The following is a 19,229-nucleotide window of genomic DNA, read 5'->3' as shown; positions in this document are numbered from 1 at the left end:
GGACATCACTTCAGCGGAAAACCCATGCCCCGCAAGGCCTCGCTCAACCGGTCACGACCGGTCAGCGCGGCGTCATCGGCCACGCGGCGCGAGGAATGCACGGCCCAGGTGCCGCGCACATTCATACCCTGGCTGGCGTAAAACGCGGCCATGGCCTCGTTGTAGGCGCCCACGCCGTCCATCTGTTCGGCCACCGGACGATACCGCTCACTGTGCAGCACCACCGACTGCGGCAGGCGTGGCTTGATGGCCGCGGGCGCGGGCTCGGGCTCCTCCACGCCCAGCGTCATGCCGAACAGCGCGAACACCTTGGGCGGCAGCCCGAGCAGCTCGGCCACCTGCTCGGGCTGGTTGCGCATGCCGCCGATGTAGCAGCCGGCCAGGCCCATCGATTCCGCAGCTAGCATGGCGTTCTGCGCGGCCAGGGCCGCATCGATCGCGCCCACCAGGAACATCTCCAGCGAGTCGAGCGCCGCGTGCGGCAGGCTCAGGCTCTGAGCCACCGCTTCCAGCCGCGCCAGGTCCACCAGCCACATCAGCACCACGGGTGCCGCGGCCACATGGCCCTGCCCCCCCGCGCACTCGGCCAGCCGGGCCTTGGTGTCCGCATCGCGCACGGCCACCACGCTCCACACCTGCAGGTTGGACGAGGTGGCGGCAGACTGGGCCGCGGCCACCAGGGCTGACAGCTGCGCGTCGGTGACGGGATCCGGCTTGTGGCGGCGCACGCTGCGGTGCGCGAGCATCTGGTCGATCACGCCCGTCCAGCGGGCCGGGTCGACGGCGGAGTCAGGGGCCTGCCTGTCATAGCGGGCCTGAAGCAGGGTTGCGAGGTTCATCGGTCGTCTTCGGTCTGGCAGCGTGGTTCACGCCACAACCCGCCACGGTAACCGCAAACCATGTCTGTCACCGCGCCCCGGCGCAAAGGGCAGCCGCCTGAACCGGGTTTGTTCAGGGTCGCTCAGGCCCGCACGCGGGCCCAATGGCGCCGCAGGGATGCGGCCACGGGCTCGGGCGACGACATCAGCCCCATGTGGCCCAGGCCGTCCAGCGTCTCCACCTCGGCATGGGGATTCACTTCGGCCAGGCGCTGGATCATGTCGCGCGTGGGCGGCCGCGTGGTGGCGCCGCGCACCAGGGTCAGGGGGATGTCGAGCGCGTACTGCTCGAACGGCAGTGGCTCCTGCGAGACGCTGCAGACCTCGCGGAACATCTTCCAGCTCACGGCACGGGTCATGGCCTTGACCTTCTCGGGCATGGCCTGCCACACGCCGGGCTGATTCCAGTAGTCGATGAAGCGCTCCACCCAGGCCTCCTCGCCGCCCCGGGTCTCGTCCAGCATGCTGTGCTCGGCGCCGTAAAGGGCCTCCACATCGGCCAGCGTGTCGGGAGGCAAGCGATCGGCTTCGGCACGCAGCGCGCCGAACAGCACCGGCTCGTACACCCACAGCGAGCGCACCGGCAGGCCGGCCTGTCGGGCCAGCGTCAGCGCGGCGAACCCGCCATAGGAATGGGCCACCAGGTGCACGCCGGTCGTGCCTTCAGGCACATGGGCCTTGAGATGGGCCACGTCATCGTGCACCGAGAACCGACTGCCACGTGGCAGGAGGTCATCGGGCGCATAACCACGGTTGGCCGGCGTCAGCCGCGTCACGCCCTCGGGCGCCGTGTCCAGATATGGACGCCACATGAAGGGCCCGGTGGCAGTGGAATGGATGAACAGCGCGACCTCGGACATCGAAACCTCATCTACTTGCTTGAAGAAAGTAGATTGAGCGTATCACCCGGACTTGCATGAAGCAAGTAAACTGCATCGATGCGTCGCACCTCCTTTGCCGACGAGCGTTGCTCGATTGCCCGCGCCCTGGACCTGATCGGGGAGTGGTGGACGCTGCTGATCGTGCGCGAGGCCTTCCTCGGTTGTCAGCGTTTCGGTGAATTCGAATCGCGCCTCGGCATTGCGCCGAACGTGCTGAGCCAGCGGCTGAACCGGCTCGTCGAGGGCGGCGTGCTGCAGGTGGCGGCCACCAGCCAGAGCGGCAAGGCCCTGGCCTACCGGCTGACCGACAAAGGGCGCGATCTGCACCCCGTGATCGTGGCGCTGGCCCAGTGGGGCGACCGCCACGCCGCTGCCCCCGACGGCCCGCCGATCCAGCTGGTGGAGCGTGACACCGGTGTGCCGATTGCGCCCATGGCGGCGCGCTCTGCCAAGACAGACCGGCCACTGCGCCCGCGCGATGTGGCGGTGGTCGCCGGCCCCGGCGCCACCGACAGCGACCTCGCCCGCCTGGCCGACCTCAGGGCGCAGGAAGCGGCACAGGGTCGGCCACCGCCTGCAAGTCCAGCAGGGTCTGCAGCGGCTCACCGGACACCGTCTCGCAAGCCAACAAGGCATCCGTGAGCGCATCCAGCGTGGCGCGGCGCCCCGTCAGCACCGCACGGCAGGCGGCCTGCGCCTCGTCCAGCACCGTGCGGGCCTCGGCCAGCAACCGTTCCTGCAGGTGCGGGCCCATCAGCCCGGAAGGCACACCGTCCACGCTCAGCAGCCCGAAGGCCTGACTGAAGCCCATCTGCCCGACCATCTGGATCGCCAGCGACGACGCGCGCTTGAGGTCATCGGCGGCGCCCGTGGTGGTGTGACCGAAGGCCAGCAGCTCGGCCTCGCGCCCGGCCAGCATCATCCCCAGGCGGGCCTTCAGTTCGCGCTCGCCATAGAGCGGCAGTTCGTGCCCGCGCGTCATGAAGGTCACGCCCAGCGCCTGGCCACGGGGCTCGATGGTCACGCGCTCGACGATGCCCGCCTGCAGCGCGTGGGCCACCAGCGCATGGCCGGCTTCGTGCACCGCGATGCGATGGCGGTCGGCCGGCGTCATCAGGGCCTTCATGCCCGACACCTCACCACCCAGCTGGTGGCGCTCCAGCGCACGCAGCAAATGTTCCTGCGTCACGGCCGGGGCCTCGCGTTCGGCGGCCGTCACGGTGGCCCGGTTGACGATGCCTTCGATGTCGGCGTGAGACAGCCCGGCCGTCGCCCGCGCCAGCACGTCCAGATCGAGATCGGGCGCGGCCAGGATGCGACCCGTGCAGCGGCGCAGCAGCGCCTGCCGGTCGGGCAGCGTGGGCAACGTCACGCGGGCGACCAGGTCGAAGCGACCCGGGCGCTTGAGCGCGTCGTCGATGTGCTCGACATGGTTGGTCGCGCCGATCACCACGACGTGATCCATCGCGTCGAAGCCGTCGAGCTCGACCAGCAGCTTGTTGATGATGCGGTTCTCTTCCGAGCTGCCGCCGTGCGTGGGGCTGGCGCCGCTGGTGCGCCGACCGATGCCATCGAACTCGTCGATGAAGACGATGCAGGGGGCATGGCGGCGCGCGGTGGCGAACAGCTCGCGCACCTTGGCGATGCCGGCTCCGTAGAACATGCTGGAGAAGTAGGACCCGTCGACGGCGATGAAGCTCGCGCCGCACTCACCCGCCAGCGCGCGCGCCAGCAGGGTCTTGCCGGTGCCCGGCGGGCCTTCCAGCAACACCCCACGCGGCGCACGCGCGCCCAGCGCACGGTAGCGATCGGGCGAGCGCAGAAACGTCGCCACCTGCTGCAGGGCAGCCTTGGCCTCCGAAGCGCCCACGACGTCGTCGAACGTGGTGTCGGGCCGGGTCGCCAGGCCGGCGCGCCCGGATGAGGCCGCGCCCGTGCGCACGCGGTGCAGCACCAGCGCCGCGCCGCCCACCACCAGCGCGAGCAACAACAGACGCTCCAGCGCCACACCCGCGCGGCTGCCCCAGCGCGACACCGCGCCGCGGCCGTCGACCGTGATGGCCGTCAACGCAAAGCCCTGTTCGCGGCTCAGGGCGCCCAGACGCGCAGCCGCGCCGCCTTCGCCGGGCGCCGTCAGCAGCGTGGTGCTGTAGCGGTCGCCATCGGCACGGGTCACGAGCACCCGGGTGCCGTCCACACCCACTTCGCGCACGCGGCGAGCGGCCAGATCGGCCTCGAACACCGACAGCTCCAGGGGCCGTTTCAACCAGGCTTCGGGACCCGATTCAAAGCGCGCAGCCAGCGGTGAACGGGCGGCCGCGACGTCCGGCGCGCCCCACCCCTGCCCGAGCAGCAGGGCCAGGTAGGTGAAGGCCAGGACCAGGGCCAGGGTGAGGGTCTGCAGCCAGCGCGGCCAGGAAGCAAAGGGCGTCATCGTCGGGCACCACCAGGAAAAGTCCTTGATGAAACCGCAGATGCCACCGCCCCGGCGGGCCAATGAACGCGTCGGTCCGGCGCCTCTTCAGAAGCTGGGGTAGGCCGCCCAGGCACGCCGCTTGCCCCGCGCGTGACGCGTTGCACAGCGCGTCAAAGGAGAGATGGGCTCAGGCCAGGAGGCGGGCCCAACCGACGGCAGCGAGCACGGCCAGAGCCGCCACGGCCCACGTAAGCCGCCCCACATGCGCACGGTGCGATTCCACCTGCGCGATGAGCCGGGCCTGCTGGTCGGCCAGCGCCTGGATGAGTTCGCTGGAGGCGCGCATCTCGGCCTGCAGCTCCCCGGTCTGGCGGCGCAGTTGATCCAGCTCCGAACGCAGGCGCGTGGCTTCGTCTGCGGTGGGCGGCACGGGTTCGGCCGGGGGTGATGCCGCCTCGGCGCCGGCGGCGCCCCCTTTGCTGCCGGCCGCCCGTTGCCACAAGCGCTTGGCCCCATCGGCGATGTCCGGCGCACGGGCCATCACCTCGGTCCAGGGCACGGCCTTCAGCAGGGTCAGCCAGGGCATCGCCATCGCGGTCACCTCCGGGGTGCGGTCTGGCTGGTGGGCACCAGCCGTTTGATGTCCAGACCCTGCCGGGTCAGGCGGTGCAGCAGCGCATGGTAGGCCTGTGCCTCCACCTGCGGTGTGCGAGAGAGAATCCACAGGTATTCGCGCTCCGGCTCACTGACGGCCACCAGCTGGTAGCCCTCGTCGAGGTCCACGACCCAGTAATCCCCCCAGACCGCCGGGATGAAGGACAGCCACGCGGGGGCAAAGCGCACCTTCAGCTTCGGCGATCGGGCATCGCCCACCTGCCTGGCGACGGCCACGGCTTCATCCATCTCGCCGTCGGCCTTGCGGCAGCGGTTGCGGACTTCAATGCGCCCCTCGGGCAGCGCGCTGTACTGGGCCTGCACGTCGGCCACGCACTGCTTCTGGAAACGGTTGGGATAACGCGCGATCTCGTACCACGTGCCGAGGTAGCGGGGCACGTCCAGCGCCGGTATGGTCTGCAACGCATCGGGCGTGGCGACGGCTCGCCCCGCTGCAGCCATCAGCAGGCTCGACATCAGCACGAAACGGAGGGCACGGTAGACAGGCATGGGACCAGTCTACCAAGCCGGGGCGAAGGCCATGCAGCGCGTCACGGAAACCACCCTGGCGCCCCCACGATACGGGCCGAGGCGGCGGTCAGCGGCGGCGTTGTCCTCGCGCCACCCACACCCCCAGCCCGGCGAGGCCGAGCAAAGCCAGCGTGCCAGTTGCGGGCTCGGGGACCGCGCTGACGGACACAGTCAACCCGTCCATGGCCCAGGACTCGTCGTCCAGCGGCTGGATGCCGGGGCCTTCCATCTGGAACGTGAACACGGCCGAGGACCCCGTGTGAGCGAGGTTCTGCAGGCGGGGTTCGATGGCGAAGTTGTAGGCGCTGTCGGTGTAGTAGCTGCCGGGGCCGCTGAACCCCAGATCGACATGGCGAGCCAGCTCTCCCCCCGCCGACGGCACGTAGCTCTGGATCTGGCTGGACAGCGCGTTGGCAAAGGACTCCCGGAACACCTGGACGCCGTCGAGGGTGATGGTCAGGAAGTCGCCCTGCGGAAAGGTCCCTGTGCCGTCGAGCGAGTCGATGGCGGCGAGGAGGAAGCCCAGGCTGATGGCCTGGTGATCGGGTAGATTGTCCAGTGTGAGCGTCACCACATTGCCCGTCGGGCTGCGCAGAAAGCGGCCACCGAACTGGTAACCCGTGGGCCCCAGACCGGCAAAGCCGTCCACGCCGGTGACCGTGGCCACCCCGGGAGAGATGGCGGAGGGCAGCGGCCCTTCGAAATCCGTCGAGAACACGGTGCCCGCGTGGGCCACCACTGACAAGGCCCCCAGAGCCGCGCCGCAAACCATGTGCTTCATCGAATTCCCCCTCTGCTGGAAGGTCTTCATGCTATGCACACCGAGAAACGGACACCACCCCCTGCTTTACGGGGGGGCGCCTCGTACACGACGCCGTTCAGGCCGCCCTGCGCGCCGCGATCACCGCCATCGAGATCACGCCGCCCACATGCATCACGACCGTCAACCAGTACATGCGCTGAAAGCTCACCTTGGCGGACTTGTGCCGCAGCACCTGCTGGGCCACGCGCGCCATGGGCCAGCCGCCCAGCAGGCTCCACAGGTGCAGCGTGTCTTCCGGAACCCGCCACAGCCCTTTCTGCGCAGCGGCCTTGTCGCGCCAGTACACAGCAAAGGTCCACAGGTTGAGCGCCCCCCAGGCCGGAAGCACCCAGAATGGCAGACGTCCAGACGAGCCGGCCCAGAACAGCGCCACCGCCCAGACCGCCGCCGCCACCAGAACCGGCATCAGCCATGGATCGCGTCGAGCCCGGGAGGGGCCTGATCGCCGAGAGACACCTCGGGATGCCGCCTCGGTGTGGGCGGCAGGACGCCTGACGGCACCATCGGTCGGCCGACGTACGACGGCGCCCTGCCCCAGCGGAACCACCGCCATCGCACGCGGCCCCTTGCCGCCGACATGGATGACCTCGTACGACACCCCTTGCCCCACCGTCGGGGCACCCGCGCCACGGTAGTCTCGAACGTGAAAGAACACGTCCTGGCTTCCGCCCTCACCCGAGATGAAGCCGAAGCCCCGGTCCGCCTCCCAGCGCACCACCTTGCCTGTCTTGTTCATGTGTGAAAAAGGGGCCTGCTCAGCCCCTTTGTAGATCGCTCTGATCAGCCCGCGTGGGCTGGCCTCACTTCCAGTTGCCGTCCTTCAGCCCGGTGATCTTGTTGAACACCGGTTTGCCGGCGGCGTGGTCCACACGGTCGGCCACGAAGTAGCCGAAACGCTCGAACTGGAACTTCTGATCCGGCTGGGCCTGGGCCAGCGAGGGCTCGACATAGCCCTTCACCACCTTGAAACTGTCGGGATTCAGACTGGCCTTGAAGTCCTTGCCACCCGCATCCGGATGCGGATCGGTGAACAGGCGATCGTACAGACGCACCTCGGCCTCCACGCCATCGGCCGCGCCCACCCAGGTGATGGCCGCCTTGACCTTGACGCTGTCGGCGCCCGGCGTGCCGCTCTTGGTGTCGGGCACCACGGTGGCCAGCACCTCGGTGACCTGGCCTTCTGCGTCCTTGGTGCAGCCGGTGCACTCGATGACGTAGCCGCCCTTCAGGCGGACCTTGTTGCCCGGGAACAGGCGCTTGTAGCCCTTGGGCGGCACCTCTTCGAAGTCCTCGCGCTCGATCCACACCTCGCGGCCGAGCTTCAGGTGGCGCACCGGCGCTTCGGTGCCTTCCGGCGGATGCGGCAGGGCCGGCAGCGAGCAGGCCTCCAGGTGGCCCGCGCCCATCACTTCGTCCCAGTTGGTCAGCACCAGCTTGAGCGGGTCGAGCACGGCCATGCCGCGGTGGGCCTTGCTTTCCAGGTCGTCACGCAGGGCGATGTCGAGCGTGCTGTAGTCGATCCAGCTGTCGGACTTGCTCACGCCAATGCGCTCGCAGAACAGCTGGATGGCCTCGGGGGTGTAGCCGCGGCGGCGCAGGCCCACGATGGTCGGCATGCGGGGGTCATCCCAGCCGCTGACCACGCCGTCGTCCACCAACGCCTTGAGCTTGCGCTTGGAGGTGATGACGTAGGTGAGGTTCAGGCGCGCGAACTCGTACTGGCGCGGCACCGGCTGCTGGATCAGGCCCAGCGTGGCGAGCTTGTCGAGCAGCCAGTCGTAGAACGGGCGCTGGTCTTCGAATTCCAGTGTGCAGATCGAGTGGGTGATCTGCTCGAGCGCGTCCTCGATGGGGTGCGCGAAGGTGTACATCGGATAGATGCACCAGGTGTCGCCCGTGTTGTGGTGCGTGGCGCGGCGGATGCGGTAGATGGCCGGGTCCCGCAGGTTGATGTTGGGGCTGGCCATGTCGATCTTCGCGCGCAGCACGGCTGCGCCGTCGGCCAGCTTGCCATCGCGCATCTCGCGGAAGCGCGCCAGGTTCTCTTCCCGGCTGCGGCTGCGGAAGGGGCTGTCGGTGCCGGGCGTGGTGAAGTCGCCGCGGTTGGCGCGCATCTCTTCCGGCGTCTGCTCGTCCACGTAGGCCAGGCCCGCGGTGATCAGCGCCTCGGCCGCGCGGTACATGAAGTCGAAGTAGTTGCTGGCGTAGTACAGGTGGCTCTGCGCCTGGCCGTTGAAGGACGAGTCCCAGCCGAAGCCGAGCCACTTCACCGCGTCCAGAATGGCGTCGACGTACTCCTGCTCTTCCTTCTCGGGATTGGTGTCGTCGAAGCGCATGTGGCAGACGCCGCCGTAATCCCGCGCCAGGCCGAAGTTCAGGCAGATGCTCTTGGCGTGGCCAACGTGCAGGTAGCCGTTGGGCTCGGGCGGAAAGCGCGTGCGGATCTTCGCCGGATCCGGCTCGCCGGCAGCGTGGTGGGCGGCATCGCCGGGCGTGCCGGCCCAGCGGCGGCTGGCGTAGGTACCCTGCTCCAGATCGCGGTCGATGATGCCGCGCAGGAAGTTCGTGGGCTTGTGAGGGGAATCGGCGGCGGGGGTGCCGGATACGGTGGCGTCGGTCATGCCCCGATTCTATCGAGGCGGCGCGTGTGCACCGGCCACGTTGCCGCTGCGGTATGGTGATCGCCGACACCACGTCAGGAGGATGGAGCATGGCGAAGAACCCCGAACGACTGAGCAAGAAGACCTACGAGGCCGCCCTGGAGCCGATGCAGCTGGAACTGGTGCAGATGTCGCGCTGGCTGGCGCACCACCAGAAGCGGCTGCTCGTGGTGTTCGAGGGGCGCGACACGGCCGGCAAGAGCGGCGTGATCCGTGCCATCGCGGACGTGCTCGACCCGCGGCGTTGCGAGGTGGTCGCGCTGGGCAAGCCCTCCGATCTGGAGCGCAGCCAGTGGTACTTCCAACGCTATGTGCCCCACCTGCCCGCCGCCGGCCACGTCACGCTGCTCGACCGGAGCTGGTACAACCGAGCCGGTGTCGAAAAGGTCATGGGCTTCTGCACCGACGCGGAGTACACCCGCTTTCTGCGCGAGGCGCCGCAGTTCGAGCGCATGCTGGTCGACGACGGCATCCTGCTGTTCAAGTACTGGCTGTGCGTGGACCAGGCCGAGCAGGAGGCCCGCTTTGCCGAGCGCCTGGACGACCCGCTGAAACGCTGGAAGCTGTCGCCGGTGGACGTGGTGGCCCGCACGCAGTACGCGGCTTACGGCGAGGCGCGCAACGCCATGCTGAAGGCCACCCACACGGAACACGCGCCGTGGACCCTGGTCGATTTCAATGACCAGCGGCGCGGTCGGCTCACGCTGATCCGGCACCTGCTCGACCAGTTGCCCGATCAGCACGTGCCGGAAGAGGCGATCAGCATGCCACCGCTGGACGGCCCGCCCGAGCGCGAGCATTATCCGCGCGGCCACAAACCGCTGCCGCCTTACGAGCCCGAAGAGGACTGACGGCCTTCACGGGCCCGCTCGGCGTAGCGGTTGAAGCGCCAGGCGCTGCCGTCGAGCGTGATGCGGCGCCAGGTGGCGCGCTTCTCGCCCGGGCTCATCTCGGGCCACAGCTGCACTTCGTCGAAGGTGCGGCCGCACCCCTTGCACAGATCATCGCCCTGGCTGGTCGAGCAGATGGCGATGCATGGCGTGTCGGGCGTGGTCTCGTACCAGGCCAGCCACGCCTGGTAGGCCGCACGCGGCATGGTCGCCTCGTCGCACTGCGACTCGTGGTGGTAGACCATCAGCGCATACACCTCGGCCAGCGCGCGCAACTCGGGGCACAGGCCCAGGCCGTCTTCGCTCGAGGGCTGACGGCCGCGCCACCAGTTGATGGCCGCCTCGATGTCGGTGATGTGGATGCCGGCGACGGGCTGGTCGTCGATGAGGCTCATGGCCAGCGCCCCGCTCAGGCGTCCTGCAGCGAAGCGACCAGCGCAGTCAGGGCCGCCTCGACCTCGGCACGCTGCACGCCCTCGGCGACCGAAACAGGCGCCTCGGCCAGCACGGCGGCCCCTTCGGCCTTGAAGCGCTTGACCCAGTTGCCGGCCTCGCGGCCCTCGGCGAACGCGGCGCTCTGCAGCAGCAGGTGGCCGCTGGCGGTGGTGAGCTTGAAGTAGAACTGGCCGTCGGCCTCGCGGTATTGCTTGAACACCGGCACGGCGGGCCTGGCGGCGGCAGATGCCTCGGCCTGCACGGCGGCCGAGGCGACCATGCGGCGCAGGCCCACGGCGTGGCGCAATTCCCTCAGGAAGGGCGTGGCACGGGCGCGGGCCTTGTCGGCGCCCGCCTGCAGCACGGCTTCGATCTGGTCGGGGTGGGCCACCAGGTCGGCATAGCGGGCGCGCATCGGGCCCACGTGGGCTTCGATCAGGTCCACCAGGCGCTGCTTGGCTTCGCCCCAGGCCAGGCCGCCACGCAGGTCGGCGCGGAAGGCGGCGCGCTGTTCGGCCGTCGCAAACGCGTCGTAGATCGTGACCAGATGGGCGCCTTCCGGGTCCTTCGGTTCGCCGGGCAGCTTCGAATCGGTCACGATGCGGGCGATCGCATCCTTCAGGGCCTTGGGGCCGCCCTCGAACAAGGGCACGGTGTTGTCGTAGCTCTTGCTCATCTTGCGGCCGTCCAGACCGGGCAGCGTCGCCACGGACTCTTCGATCTCGGCCTCGGGCAGCACGAACAGTTCCTTGCCGCCACCATAGAGGTGGTTGAAGCGCAGGGCCACGTCACGCGCCATCTCGATGTGCTGCACCTGGTCGCGCCCCACGGGCACGCGGTGCGCGTTGAACATCAGGATGTCGGCCGCCATCAGCACGGGGTAGCAGTACAGCCCCATGGTGACGCCCGCGTCGGGGTCCTCGCCCTTGGCGGTGTTGGCGTCCACCGAGGCCTTGTAGGCGTGCGCGCGGTTCATCTGCCCCTTGGCCGTCACGCAGGTCAGCAGCCAGTTCAGCTCGGTGATTTCAGGGATGTCGCTCTGGGCGTAGAAGGTGACGCGGTCGGTGTCCAGGCCGGCGGCCAGCCAGGTGGCGGCGATCTCGAGGCGAGAACGGGCGATGCGGGCCGGGTCGTCGCACTTGATGAGCGCGTGGTAGTCGGCCAGGAAGAAGAAGCTCTCGACACCGGGCTCGCGGCTGGCCGCAATGGCGGGGCGGATGGCGCCGACGTAGTTGCCCAGGTGGGGGGTGCCGGTGGTCGTGATGCCGGTGAGAACGCGTTGGGTCATGGCAGAGCCGGCCACGGAGGCCGCGGCAGCAGGAAGCGGAAACGTTGGAGGGAAGGACCATTGTAGGTTCCCCGCCGGGCGGCAACCCGGGTCAAAGCCGGTGCCCGCGGGCGCCACTACACTCTAGGCCGCATGAAGAACATCGTCATCCTGATCTCCGGTCGCGGCTCCAACATGGAAGCCATCGTCAACGCCTGCTCGGCCGAGCAGTGGCCCGCCCGGGTGGCGGCGGTGATCAGCAACAAGCCCGAGGCGGGCGGCCTGGCGTTTGCCGCGGCCCATGGCATTGCCACCGCCGTGGTCGACCACAAGGCTTTCGACAGCCGCGAGGCCTTTGATGCCGAACTCGCCCGCGTGATCGATGGCTTTGCACCGGACGTGGTGGTGCTGGCCGGCTTCATGCGCATCCTGACCCCGGATTTCGTGCGGCGCTTCGAAGGTCGGATGCTCAACGTCCACCCCTCGCTGCTGCCCTCCTTCCCCGGGCTGCACACGCATGCCCGTGCCATCGAGGCGGGCTGCAAGCTGGCGGGCGCCACGGTGCACTTCGTGACGGCCGAACTCGACCATGGCCCCATCGTGGCCCAGGCGGCAGTGCCGGTGCGACCAGACGACACGCCCGAGGCCCTGGCCGCCCGCGTGCTGGCACAGGAACACCAGATGTACCCGCAAGCCGTGCGGTGGATGGTGGAAGGTGCGCTGAAGGTGGCCGACGGCCGCGTGACCCACACCGAGGGCGAAGCCCAGGTTCGCTTCGGGAAGTGAGCTCGGCCGGGATTTGTGCCGGCCCACCCCGCAGGATTAAGGGTTAACCCTTGATGTCCACACGGAGCGCGCGCCTAACATCGCCCGTTCTGCCCTGCGGTGTGTCGCGTTACACACCCCGTGGGCGCGATGTTGTGGTGTGAGCATGCTGTTTTCTCCTTCCCGCTTCCTGCGCCGTGTGGCGCTCGCGACCTGTGTGTCGCTGACCTTTCCTGCTGTGGCCTCGGCCGACATCCTGATCGGCCACCCGGCCGGCGTCACCGGCGCGGTGGCAGCGGGCGTTCAGGAAAACCTGATCGGCGCCCGGGCGGTGTTCGATGCTGTCAACGCCCAGGGCGGCGTGCACGGCCAGCGCATCGTGCTGCGCACGCTGGACGACGGCTTCAAGCCCGAAAAGACGGCCGAACTGGCTCGGCAGCTGATCGATGAAGGGGCGCTGGCCCTGTTCATGACGCGCGGCACCCCGAACACCGAAGCCGTGCTGCCGCTGCTGAAAGCGGCCAAGGTGCCGCTGGTCGGCCCGTCCACCGGGGCGTCGCAACTGCACCAGCCGGTCAACCGCTTCGTGTTCAACGTCCGCAGCAGCTACCAGGCGGAAACAACGCGCGTGGTCGAACACATCCGCCTGATGGGCCTCGAGCGGCTGGCGATCGTGCAGGTGGACGACAGCTTCGGTCGCGACGCCGTGCAAGGCGCGCTCGCAGCGCTCCAGCGCATCGGCAAGGCGCCGGTGCTCCATGAAACGTACAACCGCGACAAGCCGGACTTCAGCGCGCTCGTGCCCCTCATCGTGAAGGCCGACCCGCAAGCGGTGCTGTTCATCGGCTCATCGGCCCCAATTGCCGAAGCCATCACGCAGTTGCGCCAGGCCGAACACAGCGCCCAGGCCATCACGTTGTCGAACAATGCCTCGGCGGGCTTCATCAAGGCCCTGGGCCCGCATGCGCGCGGCGTCGTGGTCAGCCAGGTCTTCCCGTGGGAGCGCAGTCACCGCACCGCCTTCATCCGCGATGCGCAGGCACTGATCGCCAAACAATCGGGCGTCACGCTGACCCAGGCCATGCTGGAAGGCGTGGCCGCAGCCAAAGTGCTGGTGGAAGGGTTGCAGCGTGCCGGGCGCAACCCGACGCGGGAAGGCCTGCGCGATGCCCTGGAAGGCCTGAACCACTTCGACCTCGGCGGCCTGACGCTGAGCTACGGCCCGCAGGACCACTCCGGCCTGCGCTTCGTGGACATTGCCATCGTCGACCGAGAAGGCCACTTCCGCCGCTGAACCCTCAGGGCGATGGCGCGCGGTGGGCCAGCACCGGGCTGGCAAGGGCTGCAGCGGCCGCGCGGGTCTCGACGCCCAGCTTCTCGAAGATGTGCTCGAGGTGCTTGTTGACGGTGCGGTGGCTCATGCCCAGGATGTCGGCGATGTCGCGGTTGGTCTTGCCGCGCGCCACCCAGGTCAGCACCTCCATCTCGCGGGGGGTGAGCGCGGCATCCAGCACGCGCGCATGGCCAGACTCGGCGGGGGATTCGGCCGCCTGCGCCTGAACCTGCCGCAAGGCCTCGCGCGCAGTCCGTGCGTTGCGCACATGGGTATCCAGCCGGGCCAGGACTTCCTCGATGCGCACGGGTTTGACAACGTAGTCGACCCCACCTGACTTGAAACCGGCCACGACGTCGGGCGTGTCGGACAGCCCGGTCATGAAGATCACCGGAATCGCACTGCCTTGCGGATGGGCCTTGATGCGCTGACAGGTTTCGAAGCCCGTCCACCCGGGCATCATGGCGTCCATCAGGATGGCATCCGGGGTGACCACGTCGAGCCGCGCGAGCGCCTGCGGCCCGTCGAGCGCGACCAGCACGGTGTAACCCTCGGCGGCCAGCGCATCGCACAGCATGCGCAGGGTGTCGGGTGCGTCGTCCACCACCAGAACGGTGCCCTGGTGCGCGGGGGCCTCAGGCCTCATCTTGCATGTCCTCCTGCAATTCGGGACGCAGGCACTCGGCCACCGCGTCCAGGTCGAAGCGCTCCACCAGCGCCATCAGTGCCTGCCATTGCGCCGCGTGCGCGGGCTCGGCGCGCTGCCATGCCTCCAGCGCGGCCCGCAGCCCCTGCACATGGCCCTTGCGCGCCAGGCGGTGCAACTCCCATGCGGCATCGGGCGGCAGGGGCCAGGGCATGGCGCGCTGTGCGGGCTGCGCCGACACGGTGTTCTCCAGCATCGGCCCGGGCCCGTCGGTGAGCCACTCGAGCTGCCACAGCGCGCCCAGCGTGGTCAGCAGCTCCGACTCCCTCACCGGCTTGGCCACGAAGGCCTGGCACTGCGCTGCAGCGAGGTTCTCGGGCCGGTTCTCGAAGACGTTGGCCGACACCATCACGATGGGCACTTCAGTGAAGCCGGCGTGCCGGATCGCACGGGCCGTGCACCAACCGTCCATGTCATCCATGGTGATGTCGAGCAGCACGGCATCGGGCACCTGCTCGCGCACGCTGTCGAGCGCCTCGCTGCCGCTGGCCGCCTCGCGCACGGCAAGGCCGAGGGGCAGCAGCATGCCCGCCAGCATCTGGCGCTGCGTGGGCTGGTCGTCCACCACCAGCAGCGTGCGGCGCGGGCCCGTGTAACCCGTCGCGGGGCGCAGTCGCAGGCTCGGGCTCCAGCCCAGGGTGGCCCCGATTTCGGGCTGCGGCGGGGGTTCGCTGATCTCGCGCAGGTACAGGCGGACACTGAAGGTGCTGCCCTGCCCCAGGGTGCTGCGCACGCTGAGTTCGCCGCCCATCAGCTCGGTCAGCAGATGGGTGATGGTCAGGCCCAGGCCGGTGCCCGGGTCACCACGTCGGCGCCCGCCACTGCCCCGCTCGAAGGGCAGGAAGATGCGTTCGAGATCCTGAGGCGCGATGCCGATGCCGGTGTCGATCACCTCGAAGCGCAGCACCTCACGGCGCGCATCGAGCTGCAATGTGATGCGACCGTGGTCGGTGAAGCGCACAGCGTTGCCCAGCAGGTTGAGCAGGATCTGTCGCAGGCGATGGGCATCGGCCTGCACCCAGCCCGGCACGCGCCCCAGCGTCCGGAGTTCGAACGCCAGCCCCTTGGCCACGGCCTGCGGCTGCACCATGCGCACCACGTCATCGAGGAAGACGTGCAGCGGCAGGGGCGCCGGGTCCAGCCTCAGCCGCCCGGCTTCGATGCGGGCCAGATCCAGCAGCCCGTCGATCAGGCCCATCAGGTGTTCGCCACTGCGCTGGATGGTGGTCAGCGGGCCGCGTTTGCCACCTTGCTCGGGCTCGTCCTTCAGCAGGATCTGCGCATAGCCCAGGATGCTGTTGAGCGGCGTGCGCAACTCATGCGTGATGCCGGCCACGTAGCGCGTCTTGGCCTGGTTGGCCGCCTCGGCCAGCTCCTTCGCCTACTGCAGCGCCGCGTCGGTGCGCCGGTGGGCGTCGATCTCGACCTGCAGCAGCTGCGTCTGGCGGTTGGAGTCGTCCTGCGCCATGCGCCGGCTTTCCGAGGCCAGCACCACCCACCACGCACACACCGCGGCGGCCAGCAGCAACAAGGCAAACACCTTGATGAAGGGCCCGTCGAGTGCCCCCGCAGGCAGGGGTGGCCCGCTGGTTGCGGCATGCAGGCCGACTGACAGCACCCCTTCCTGGTAGTAGACGACGCCCAGCACGAAGGCCAGCAGCGCTGTCAGCGACAGGAAGACCACCAGGTAGTGCCCCACGCGGAAATTGATGCGGCGTGACCACGCCGGTGGCAGCACCGCCACCAGGCCATCGGACACCTGCTCGGCCGCGCGCGACCGGCTCTTGCACCGGTCGTGGCAGCGGCTCTCGAGCGTGCAGCACAGCGAGCAGATCGGGGCGTCGTAGGCGGGGCAGGTCGCCATGTCCTCGGACTCGAACAGGTTCTCGCAGACGGAGCAACGGACCATCTCGCCTGGCTGCCACGGCGACACGGGCTGCCGAGCCAGGTAGAAGCGCCCCCGTGTGGCCCAGGCCAGCAGCGGCGCCACGACCATGGCCACCGCCAGGGCGACGAACGGGGACCAGGCCGCCAGCATGTCGCCCATGACGCCGGCGTGCGCGACCAGGGCCACCACCGTGGCGAGTAGGGTCGCCCCCAGACCAACCGGGTTCAGATCCGGCAGGTAGGCCCGCTTGAACTCGATGCCGCGCGGTGACCAGCCCAGCGGCTTGTTGATGCCCAGGTCGGCCACCAGCGCGCCCACCCACGCGATGGCCACATTGCTGTAGAGGCCCAGCACATGCTCGAGCGCGCTGAACACGCCCAGGGTCATGAGCAGCACCGCAATCAGCACGTTGAACACCAGCCACACCACGCGCCCCGGGTGGCTGTGCGTGAGCCGCGCAAAGAAGTTCGACCACGCCAGCGAGCCCGCATAGGCATTGGTCACGTTGATCTTGACCTGCGAGACGATGACGAACAGCACCGTGGCCCCCAGCGCCCACGCGGGCGAACTGAAGACCTCGCTGAAGCCAGCCAGGTACATCTGCGTGGGCTCCAGCGCCTTGTCGACCGGCACCTCGTGCTGCAACGCCAGAAAGGCCAGGAAGGCGCCGGCCAGCATCTTCAACATGCCGGGCACGATCCAACCCGGCCCCGCCACCAGCACGGCCGTCCACCAGCGCACGCGGTTCTGGCGCGTCTTCTCGGGCAGGAAGCGCAGGAAGTCGACCTGCTCGCCCACCTGCACCACCAGTGAGCATGCGACCGTGGCCGCCGTGCCGCAGGCCAGCCAATCGAAACCGCTGTCGCCGGTGACACGGCCCGTGAGGCTGGTGAAAGCGCGGTAGGCCTCGGGGTGCCGCGCGGCCACCACGACAAAGGGACACAGCCACAGCGCCGCCCACAGCGGCTGCGTCCACGTCTGCAGGCGCGAGATCAGCGTGATGCCGTGCGTGACCAGCGGGATGATGGCGAGCGAGGCCACCACGTAGCACAGGGCCAGCGGCCAGTCGAACAGCATCTGCAACGCCAGCGCCATGATGGCCGCCTCGAGCGCGAAGAAGATGAAGGTGAAGCTCGCGTAGATCAGCGAAGTCAGCGTCGAACCCAGGTAGCCGAAGCCGGCACCACGCGTGAGCAGATCCATGTCGACGCCGTAGCGCGCGGCGTAATAGCTGATGGGCAAGCCGGTGAGGAAGGTGACCAGGCCGACCAGCAGGATGGCCCACAGCGCGTTGGTGAAGCCATGGTTGAGCGCGATGGCGCCGCCGATCGCTTCGAGCGCGAGAAAGGACACGGCCCCGAAGGCCGTGTTGGCCACGCGCATCTCGCTCCACTTGCGAAAGGTGCGCGGCGTGTAGCGCAGCGCGTAGTCCTCGAGGGTCTCGTTGGCAACCCACGAGTTGTACTCCCGACGGATGCGGAAGATCTTCTGCCGGGCGACGGTCACATGCGGTCTCCGCTGAACAACGCCGGCTGCCGGATGCAAGAAGCAGTCCACGCCCTCGCCGCACCGCTTGCGTGCGCGGGCCTACGTTAATTGACGTATTCAGCAAAAACCCTCAGCTCCTTACTGTTGCACCCAAGGTTGCGCCACGGCGAACCGCACCGTCCCGCCTCCCTTTTCTGTGCAAGGAGCCTTTTCATGTCCCAACACGATGACGACCTCTCCCTCAACCGCCGCCGGGTGCTGCAAGGCCTGGGCGCCGTGCCGCTCATGGGCCTCACGGGCTTGAGCCATGGCGCCGCGCCGGCCACCTCGGCCGTGAACACCTCCAAGCTGGCCGTCACCGACACCGAAGTCACCGTGGGACAGTTGCACTCGGCCACCGGCACGATGGCCATCTCCGAGACGGGCTCGATCCAGGCCGAGCAACTGGCCATCGACCAGATCAACGCCATGGGGGGCGTGCTGGGCCGCAAGATCAAGGTCATCAAGGAGGACGGCGCCTCCGACTGGCCCACGTTCGCCGAGAAGTCGAAGAAGCTGCTGGTCAACGACCGCGTGGCCGCCGTGTTTGGCTGCTGGACATCGGCCTCGCGCAAGGCCGTGCTGCCGGTGTTCGAAAAGGAAAACGGCCTGCTGTACTACCCGACCTTCTATGAAGGCCTGGAGCAGTCGAAGAACGTGATCTACACAGGCCAGGAGGCCACGCAGCAGATCATCTGGGGCCTGGACTGGGCCTCGAAGGAGAAGAAGGCCAAGACCTACTTCCTCGTCGGCTCCGACTACATCTGGCCGCGCACCTCGATGAAGATCGCGCGCAAGCACATCGAGAGCGTCGGCAAGCTGGGCTCGGTGGTGGGTGAAGAGTACTACCCGCTGGGCAACACCAACTTCAACTCGCTGATCAACAAGATCAAGGTGGCCAAGCCCGACTGCATCTTCGCGGCCGTGGTGGGTGGCTCGAACGTGGCGTTCTACAAGCAGCTCAAGGCCGCCGGCATCACCGGTGCCAAGCAGTTCCTGCTGACGCTGTCGGTCACGGAAGACGAAATGCTGGGCGTGGGTGGCGAGAACTTCGCCGGCTTCTACAGCTCGATGAAGTACTTCCAGTCGCTGGACAACGAGAACAACAAGAAGTTCGTCGCGGCCTTCAAGGCCAAGTACGGCCCGAAGTCGGTGATCGGCGACGTGACGCAGGCCGGCTACCTGGGGCCCTGGCTGTGGAAGGCGGCGGTCGAGAAGGCCGGCAGCTTCGACGTGGACAAGGTGGTGGCCGCCTCGCCGGGCATCGAGCTGAAGACTGCCCCCGAGGGGTATGTGAAGGTGCACGCCAACCACCACCTGTGGAGCAAGGCCCGCATCGCGCAGGGCCAGCCGGACGGCACGTTCAAGCTCGTCGCCGAGTCCAAGGACCTGATCGAGCCGAACCCCTTCCCCAAGGGATATCAGTGAACCACCCCCTACCGCCTTCGGCGGCCCCCTCGAGGGGGCGCACACCGATAGACCGGCGAAGCCGGATCCATGGTGTGCAGCTGGATGGCGTGGGTGCGGGTTCACCGTGTGAGCGCGCGGGTGGTGGCTGCCGCCTGCTCCCTGCGC

At 68.6% G+C, this 19,229-nt stretch carries 16 protein-coding genes and 1 pseudogene; 5 read left to right on the top strand and 12 right to left on the bottom strand.

What is annotated here, in order from left to right; genetic code table 11:
• Nucleotides 1–5: 5 nt before the first annotated feature.
• Complete coding sequence (locus tag DEH84_RS04125) at nt 6–839, bottom strand: NADPH-dependent oxidoreductase (protein WP_109035019.1); 834 nt, start codon at nt 837–839, stop codon at nt 6–8.
• A gap of 122 nt (nt 840–961) precedes the next feature.
• Nucleotides 962–1,738 carry an alpha/beta fold hydrolase gene (locus tag DEH84_RS04120; protein WP_109035017.1) on the bottom strand — a complete coding sequence of 259 codons (777 nt, stop codon included), beginning with the start codon at nt 1,736–1,738 and terminating at the stop codon, nt 962–964.
• A gap of 78 nt (nt 1,739–1,816) precedes the next feature.
• Between DEH84_RS04120 and DEH84_RS04115 the strand changes: the two genes are divergently transcribed.
• Nucleotides 1,817–2,401 carry a winged helix-turn-helix transcriptional regulator gene (locus tag DEH84_RS04115; RefSeq protein ID WP_109035015.1) on the top strand — a complete coding sequence of 195 codons (585 nt, stop codon included), beginning with the start codon at nt 1,817–1,819 and terminating at the stop codon, nt 2,399–2,401.
• Here DEH84_RS04115 and DEH84_RS04110 read toward each other — a convergent pair.
• From DEH84_RS04110 to DEH84_RS04085, 6 genes are all read right to left on the bottom strand, one after another.
• Nucleotides 2,298–4,193 carry an AAA family ATPase gene (locus DEH84_RS04110; RefSeq protein WP_159098852.1) on the bottom strand — a complete coding sequence of 632 codons (1,896 nt, stop codon included), beginning with the start codon at nt 4,191–4,193 and terminating at the stop codon, nt 2,298–2,300. The two genes, DEH84_RS04115 and DEH84_RS04110, sit on opposite strands and share 104 nt — an antisense overlap.
• A 169-nt stretch (nt 4,194–4,362) precedes the next feature.
• Nucleotides 4,363–4,767, bottom strand: a complete 405-nt coding sequence (locus DEH84_RS04105; RefSeq protein WP_159098851.1) for a hypothetical protein — start codon at nt 4,765–4,767, stop codon at nt 4,363–4,365.
• A gap of 5 nt (nt 4,768–4,772) precedes the next feature.
• Complete coding sequence (locus DEH84_RS04100) at nt 4,773–5,339, bottom strand: lipocalin family protein (RefSeq protein WP_109035009.1); 567 nt, start codon at nt 5,337–5,339, stop codon at nt 4,773–4,775.
• 88 nt (nt 5,340–5,427) lie between these two features.
• Nucleotides 5,428–6,141, bottom strand: a complete 714-nt coding sequence (locus DEH84_RS04095; protein WP_109035007.1) for a PEP-CTERM sorting domain-containing protein — start codon at nt 6,139–6,141, stop codon at nt 5,428–5,430.
• Nucleotides 6,142–6,238: 97 nt separating this feature from the next.
• On the bottom strand, nt 6,239–6,919 hold the full coding sequence (locus tag DEH84_RS04090; protein ID WP_109035005.1) for a cold shock and DUF1294 domain-containing protein: 681 nt from the start codon (nt 6,917–6,919) through the stop codon (nt 6,239–6,241).
• A 64-nt stretch (nt 6,920–6,983) separates the two neighbouring features.
• Nucleotides 6,984–8,804: a glutamine--tRNA ligase/YqeY domain fusion protein gene (locus DEH84_RS04085; protein ID WP_109035003.1), complete on the bottom strand. Its 1,821-nt coding sequence runs from the start codon at nt 8,802–8,804 to the stop codon at nt 6,984–6,986.
• Nucleotides 8,805–8,893: 89 nt separating this feature from the next.
• Here DEH84_RS04085 and ppk2 point away from each other — a divergent pair, with 89 nt between their 5' ends.
• Nucleotides 8,894–9,694, top strand: coding sequence for a polyphosphate kinase 2 (ppk2, locus tag DEH84_RS04080; RefSeq protein ID WP_109035001.1), 801 nt, complete (start codon nt 8,894–8,896; stop codon nt 9,692–9,694).
• Here ppk2 and DEH84_RS04075 read toward each other — a convergent pair.
• Together DEH84_RS04075 and DEH84_RS04070 are read right to left on the bottom strand one after the other, a co-directional pair.
• Nucleotides 9,673–10,128 (bottom strand): DUF3717 domain-containing protein, encoded by a 456-nt coding sequence (locus tag DEH84_RS04075; protein WP_109034999.1) that lies wholly within the window; start codon nt 10,126–10,128, stop codon nt 9,673–9,675. The genes ppk2 and DEH84_RS04075 overlap by 22 nt on opposite strands.
• A gap of 14 nt (nt 10,129–10,142) precedes the next feature.
• A complete protein-coding gene (locus DEH84_RS04070; RefSeq protein WP_109034997.1) occupies nt 10,143–11,456 on the bottom strand; it encodes a tryptophan--tRNA ligase in 1,314 nt (437 codons plus the stop codon).
• A gap of 132 nt (nt 11,457–11,588) precedes the next feature.
• Here DEH84_RS04070 and purN point away from each other — a divergent pair, with 132 nt between their 5' ends.
• Nucleotides 11,589–12,221 carry a phosphoribosylglycinamide formyltransferase gene (purN, locus tag DEH84_RS04065; protein WP_109034995.1) on the top strand — a complete coding sequence of 211 codons (633 nt, stop codon included), beginning with the start codon at nt 11,589–11,591 and terminating at the stop codon, nt 12,219–12,221.
• A gap of 145 nt (nt 12,222–12,366) precedes the next feature.
• Nucleotides 12,367–13,494 carry an ABC transporter substrate-binding protein gene (locus DEH84_RS04060; RefSeq protein ID WP_109034993.1) on the top strand — a complete coding sequence of 376 codons (1,128 nt, stop codon included), beginning with the start codon at nt 12,367–12,369 and terminating at the stop codon, nt 13,492–13,494.
• A 4-nt stretch (nt 13,495–13,498) separates the two neighbouring features.
• On the opposite strand, the gene DEH84_RS04055 is transcribed toward DEH84_RS04060, so the two are convergent.
• Nucleotides 13,499–14,179 (bottom strand): response regulator, encoded by a 681-nt coding sequence (locus DEH84_RS04055; RefSeq protein ID WP_109034991.1) that lies wholly within the window; start codon nt 14,177–14,179, stop codon nt 13,499–13,501.
• A pseudogene (locus DEH84_RS04050) lies at nt 14,169–17,672 on the bottom strand (ATP-binding protein). The gene DEH84_RS04055 and the pseudogene DEH84_RS04050 overlap by 11 nt, the downstream one beginning before the upstream one ends.
• A gap of 156 nt (nt 17,673–17,828) precedes the next feature.
• Here DEH84_RS04050 and urtA point away from each other — a divergent pair.
• Nucleotides 17,829–19,082, top strand: a complete 1,254-nt coding sequence (urtA, locus tag DEH84_RS04045) for an urea ABC transporter substrate-binding protein (protein ID WP_109034989.1) — start codon at nt 17,829–17,831, stop codon at nt 19,080–19,082.
• Nucleotides 19,083–19,229: the final 147 nt, after the last annotated feature.

It is taken from the genome of Aquabacterium olei (genome assembly GCF_003100395.1).
GTDB classification, from domain to species: Bacteria; Pseudomonadota; Gammaproteobacteria; order Burkholderiales; family Burkholderiaceae_C; genus Aquabacterium; species Aquabacterium olei.
Note: the sequence above shows the minus strand (reverse complement) of the source record. Positions and strands in the feature narration are given on the sequence as shown.